Annotated in this window: 8 protein-coding genes and 1 pseudogene; 5 read left to right on the top strand and 4 right to left on the bottom strand. The window is 36.7% G+C overall.

Going from position 1 to position 5,459, the window contains the following annotated elements; genetic code table 11:
• Both FTU36_RS16250 and FTU36_RS16245 read left to right on the top strand, forming a co-directional pair.
• Positions 1–469: pseudogene (locus tag FTU36_RS16250) on the top strand (RepB family plasmid replication initiator protein); the annotation flags it as partial.
• The gene (locus FTU36_RS16245; RefSeq protein ID WP_087554538.1) at positions 466–762 is read left to right on the top strand and encodes a hypothetical protein; all 297 of its coding nucleotides are present in this window, start codon (positions 466–468) and stop codon (positions 760–762) included. The pseudogene FTU36_RS16250 and the gene FTU36_RS16245, both read left to right, overlap by 4 nt.
• Here the strand turns inward: FTU36_RS16245 and FTU36_RS16240 are convergent.
• Positions 759–1,043: a hypothetical protein gene (locus FTU36_RS16240; RefSeq protein WP_004871868.1), complete on the bottom strand. Its 285-nt coding sequence runs from the start codon at positions 1,041–1,043 to the stop codon at positions 759–761. The genes FTU36_RS16245 and FTU36_RS16240 overlap by 4 nt on opposite strands.
• Before the next feature lie 186 nt (positions 1,044–1,229).
• On the opposite strand from FTU36_RS16240, the gene mobQ reads away from it, so the two are divergent.
• On the top strand, positions 1,230–2,201 hold the full coding sequence (gene mobQ / locus FTU36_RS16235) for a MobQ family relaxase (RefSeq protein ID WP_005265044.1): 972 nt from the start codon (positions 1,230–1,232) through the stop codon (positions 2,199–2,201).
• Positions 2,198–2,698: a hypothetical protein gene (locus FTU36_RS16230; protein WP_087528903.1), complete on the top strand. Its 501-nt coding sequence runs from the start codon at positions 2,198–2,200 to the stop codon at positions 2,696–2,698. The genes mobQ and FTU36_RS16230 overlap by 4 nt, the downstream gene beginning before the upstream one ends.
• 111 nt (positions 2,699–2,809) lie before the next feature.
• Here the strand turns inward: FTU36_RS16230 and FTU36_RS16225 are convergent, their stop codons facing one another.
• From FTU36_RS16225 to FTU36_RS16215, 3 genes are all read right to left on the bottom strand, one after another.
• Positions 2,810–3,091 carry a type II toxin-antitoxin system YafQ family toxin gene (locus tag FTU36_RS16225; protein ID WP_001129137.1) on the bottom strand — a complete coding sequence of 94 codons (282 nt, stop codon included), beginning with the start codon at positions 3,089–3,091 and terminating at the stop codon, positions 2,810–2,812.
• Complete coding sequence (locus FTU36_RS16220; RefSeq protein WP_001277151.1) at positions 3,084–3,377, bottom strand: type II toxin-antitoxin system RelB/DinJ family antitoxin; 294 nt, start codon at positions 3,375–3,377, stop codon at positions 3,084–3,086. The genes FTU36_RS16225 and FTU36_RS16220 overlap by 8 nt, the downstream gene beginning before the upstream one ends.
• Before the next feature lie 134 nt (positions 3,378–3,511).
• A complete protein-coding gene (locus tag FTU36_RS16215) occupies positions 3,512–4,141 on the bottom strand; it encodes a hypothetical protein (protein WP_078194520.1) in 630 nt (209 codons plus the stop codon).
• A 736-nt stretch (positions 4,142–4,877) separates the two neighbouring features.
• Here FTU36_RS16215 and repM point away from each other — a divergent pair.
• The coding region (repM, locus tag FTU36_RS16210; protein WP_180118559.1) for a replication initiation protein RepM at positions 4,878–5,459 on the top strand (582 nt) is incomplete at its 3' end.

Here is a 5,459-nt window from a genome sequence, read left to right as displayed (position 1 = left end):
TATCGCATGGCGTAGTACAGGCAAAGTGACTATGGTAGAGCTAGAAGAGCTAAGATTAAAACTAGGCATAGAACCCAATGAATACAAGAGAATGGGGCAATTTAAAGAAAAAGTTTTACACCTTGCCATTGATCAAATTAATAAGTACACAGATATAAAAGCAGAGTATGAACAACACAAACGTGGTCGTTCAATTATTGGTTTTTCATTTAAGTTTAAGCAGAAACAACAACCGAAAAAATTAGATTCTAAGCGTGACCCAAACACACCTGACTTTTTTATCAAAATGACCGATGCACAACGCCATTTATTTGCAAAAAAAATGTCAGAAATGCCTGAAATGGGGAAATATTCACAAGGTACAGAAAGCTACCAACAATTTGCTATCCGTATAGCAGATATGCTGTTAGAGCCTGAAAAATTCAGAGAGCTTTATCCAATTTTAGAAAAATCAGGATTTCAGCCATGATTAAATTAAATAACCTATCAACCGATCTAAAGCATGTGACCGTTGAATACCTCGACATCGTAAATTATGAAATTGCGAGGGAAAATATATGCGGTTATATCTTCCTATTATCCCGACTATCCAAAAATGCCAAACCCACCGAAAAAATGCAGATGGAAAGCAAAATACAGGACTTAATTTACTATCGGGATCATTTGCAGATAGAGGACAAAGACAATATTCAAAAGGTTTTAAATACGCTCATTCCAGAGTATCAAGCCAAAAAAAACAACCAAACAGCTAAGAAAAATTAGGCTTCAATATCGGGCAAATCAAAAAGCTGTCGATCTCTATTTTCTGTTAAATATTCGTTGAGTTCAGCGAGTATTTTTTCTTTATTGGCTTCATTTGCCTGCATTTTCTTAATCAAGTAAGAACCGAGCAAAATTTTACGCCGAGTATCATCCTTGCGCTCCTGTTCTTTCTTTTTGGTACGTTCTCTTGCTTCAATAGCCTGTTTCTGTGCTTTTAACTGTTTCAGCTTCTCTAACTGGGCTTCAATTTTCTTTTCGATATTTTCAGCAGATTTAGTCATAACGGTTAATTTCGGAATATAGAAAACCACTCAAGCATAAGACCCTATGAATTGAAATTCAAGCGGGTAATATGCTATCGTGTTTTTCATGAAATGCGCACTTACGACTTGGATTTCATCCAAGTCAAAGTTTGCGTAAGGGGAATCCCCTTAACCCCAAAAGCAAAAGCACCCCAAGGCGACTGCATGGCAATTTATCATTGTTCCACTAAAACGGTGAACCGAAGTTCGGGGCGAACTGCGGTTGCATCATCTGCATATCGTGCAGGGGAAAAACTAGAAGATGAACGCACAGGACTGACCCATGACTTTACGAGAAAAGACGGTGTCGCCCATTCTGAAATTCTGTCTAATTTAGATATTGAAATTGACCGTGGTGAACTTTGGAACTTGGCAGAAAAAACCGAAAACCGTAAAGATGCCCGAACCGCTAGAGAATGGGTCATTGCCCTACCTGATGAATTAGACGCTGATCAACGTAAGGACTTGGCAAAAGACTTTGCCAGGTCCTTAGTTGATCGCTATGGAGTGATCGCAGATTTAGCCATCCATGAACCCAGCAAAGGCGGTAATGATAAGAATCATCACGCCCATATCATGCTTACCACCCGAAAAGCCGAATTGGACACGGACAATAAACTCACCCTGACCACCAAAACCGATATCGAACTCAGCAACGCCAAACGAAAAAGCCTTGGCATGGGGACAACCCAAGAAGATATTAAGCAAATTCGAGAAACTTGGGCAGACTTAGCCAATAAAGCATTGGAACGTGCAGGCTACCGAGAAAAAATAGACCATCGTAGCTATGCCGATCAGAACAACGGACTACAAGCCACCATCCATGAAGGCACCAAAGTCACACAATTACGCAGACAAGGCATAGACACTGAAATCAGCCGTTTTAATGACAACGTCAAACAGCAAAATAGCCAACAGCTTCACCAACAGAAACAGCAAAAAGAGAGCGTTTTACAGCGTGGTTTAAGCCGTGTCGATCAAGGTTTTGATCAATGGCAGAAGAACCAAGAAACCAAACGTCTAGAACTGGAACGCCAAGCGGAAATGAAGCGACAGCAAGAATTAGATAAACAACGAGCCGAGCAAGCACTCCGCAAGGCATCTCAAAAACTAGGTAGAGGCGGAATGTCATTATGAGTAATCAAAATGATCTAGATGACCAGTTATATATTTTATTGGCATCCATGAAGGAATATAGAGAGGCCATAGCAGACGATAACAAGCGATTAGAGCAGTTTTACAACCATGTCGCTAGCGGAGTGCTAGACAAGGCTGAAAAATCGCTAGAAAACGCAAATAAGAAGCATACAGGCGCATTAAACAACAGTATTCAGGCATTAAACGAAGCTACACACAGGCTCAACTTAAAACTTATCATTATTTTTGCTAGCACGTTTGTTGCTGTGATGATGGTATTCATTTTAGCTATCTTCTTATACATACCAAGCAAAGACGAAATTGATGAACGTAGAGCAGATATGGCTGTACTAAAAAAATATCCGTTACAAATCGAGGAGCATGATGGGAAAACATTAGTCAGAATTATGACTAAAAAGCCGTGTTACTCATTTGAACCGAATAATGTCAAAGAAAAAACGTATGACTGGTGTCAGATCGACCCTAAAAAATACTAGGCGATCGATACTTTGCTTGGTTTTTCTCATTACGAATCAAATTACAGCAAGCGCAAAGTTGCCCGACTTTGAAACATGGCTAAAGCCATATTTCAAAGCATCGAGCGATAGTCATCCAAAAATTTCGGAATGGCTATCCAACTGATGCAGTTCTAAAATATCGTCACCAACAAGCCTATAAATCAAGACTAAGTCAGGCTTCACATGACAATCACGACAATTTTTAAACTCTGCACCACCCTTCAAGGGATGATCTAAATATTTTTCAGGCAAAGGATTATTTGCGACTAAACAATCTAATACTTCTGCCCATTCAGCCGTAACCAGTTCTAAATAACGTCTTTTAATATCACGTTTAAAAGAACTGGTTACGATAATCTTACGTTTAGCCATGTGCTTCTTCCGACATAGCTTTAATCGCTTCTTCTACCGTTTCGTACTCGGTGTACTCGCCATTTTCAATCTCTTTTAAAGATTGAAGTAACTTAGCTGCTGCTTTAGGAGTTAAAGCAGTTTCTCGCGCATAGTCAAAAGATAAAGGGATCGCCTTAGTTTTAACGATTTGATTCAAGAACAGTTTGAATGCTTGGGGCATAGTCAAACCGTAGTCTTCTAAAATAGGCGTGACTTGTTCTTTTAACTCTGCTTCTAAGCGCATATTGAAATTGACTGCGGACATGATTTCCTCACTCAAAAAACATTAAAGTAAAGATAATATAAGGCATATTCTTTACTTTTTCATTACTTTTGATGTAATAAATGGTTTCTAACAAATGAATTTCGTATAACCACCATTATGTTAAATGTATAACTTTATAAAGTGTTAATTTTAAAGTCTTCCAATGTTTTGCCTTTTTCTTCTAATAAATTATGAACAAACTCAGGCTCTAATTTCAGCATCAGTTCAATAGCATCATGGATTTTCCAAAATTGTAATTCAGGATGATCTATTATTTGGATTAAATGGTTTTTAATTAAAGGAATATATTCATCGTATTTTTCATCATCAATTAACCAAAATAAGCGACTAATATCAAATGGTTCTGTATTAGATATTTCTATAATCTTTTGTATAGGATGAAATATTTTTATTCTAGCCTGTTCACCAAATCCTAGATCAGCTTGGAATGCCCAATAACGAACAAAAGCTCTAAGTACATGCTGAAGTGTATCATCATAACCATGTAAACGATGATCTATATAACCAACTAATTTATTTTCATTTAATAAATTTACTAATGCATCAAAACCAGAGGATTGTCCCCAATTAGTCAGAAGTTTTGCTGCCTCAAATACAATATTTTCATCAGAAGAATTTAATAAATTTATGACTTGTTCTATACGATCTTCAGGAATATCTTCTGGATCTAAATCTGTTGCATCACATGCGTAATCTGCATGAGTAGGAACGTCATGCAGTAATACAGAAATTTCTTTATTCATTAAGCCACTCATTAATAATTATCTTAAGATTTTCTAAAATTAACATAATACACCTTATACGAAATGCTGTATAATTATCCTTATAATTCAACGCTGTAGTTTCTAGTTGATAGCCCGAACATCCCTGTTCGGGCTTTTTTTATGATTTTTCACGTTCCACGCCTATTATTTAAGCAATGTTTCACAACTTTGATTAGCTCCAGTAAATAATTAAAACCTAGATAATAAGAACCGAGCGAGTGTCTACGAGCGATTGAGCATCATCAAAATTTCGCCCTCGCCTTTTCTCTGATTACAAGCTCCCTTTCGATTTTAAACGGTAGGTACAGAGCATCCCGAATGGGTGCGAACTTTGGAGCTTTTGCTTTTCAAAAAGTATGAGCGAAGCGAATACATTACAAATGCTTTTGCTTTTAGATTTCACAAACAGTATTAACCAAAAACTGCCCCACGAAGCGAGGAACGAGCTTCAATAGAGTACGAGCTTTAGCGAGTACATAGGGCAGTTTTAAGCACTCCCCTCTTTTTAATAATTTTTAATTTTTTAATTTTTAGCCTCTGTAATCAATTGATAAATAATGATAAAAATAAGGATAAGTACACCTTTATCTTGCAATAAGTACACCTTTATCTTGCAATAAGTACACCTTTATCTTGCAATAAGTACACCTTTATCTTGCAAAGTGACACTTAATAAAATAGAGTGTACTTATATACTTAAAAAATATGTGTGCTTATGAAAAAAGAACTAGTCGTTAAAGATAATGCACTAATAAATGCCAGTTATAATTTAGACCTATCAGAACAACGTTTAATACTGTTAGCCATACTTGAAGCTAGGCAATCAAATACACCCAATGATAAAGATTTGACGATTCATGCTGAAAGCTATATCAACCATTTCAATGTTCATAGAAATACAGCCTATAAAGTTCTTAAAGATGCTTGCAAAAGCCTATTTGATCGTAGATTTAGCTATCAAAAACTGACTCAAAAGGGCAACATTGAGAATGTAATAAGTCGATGGGTACAACGAATATCTTATGTAGAGAATGAAGCTCTTGTTCGTATTAAGTTTTCTGATGATGTTGTACCGTTGATTACAAATTTAGAAAAACACTTCACTAGTTATGAACTAGAGCAAGTCAGCAGTTTAACTAGTGTTTACGCTATACGCTTGTATGAGTTGCTTATCGCATGGCGTAGTACAGGCAAAGTGACTATGGTAGAGCTAGAAGAGCTAAGATTAAAACTAGGCATAGAACCCAATGAATACAAGAGAATGGGGCAATTTAAAGAAAAAGTTTTACACCTTGCC

This window comes from Acinetobacter sp. YH12096, from assembly GCF_013419215.1.
Classification (GTDB): Bacteria; Pseudomonadota; Gammaproteobacteria; order Pseudomonadales; family Moraxellaceae; genus Acinetobacter; species Acinetobacter amyesii.
The sequence above is the reverse complement of the archived record's forward strand: the minus strand, read 5'-3'. Positions and strand labels throughout refer to the sequence as shown.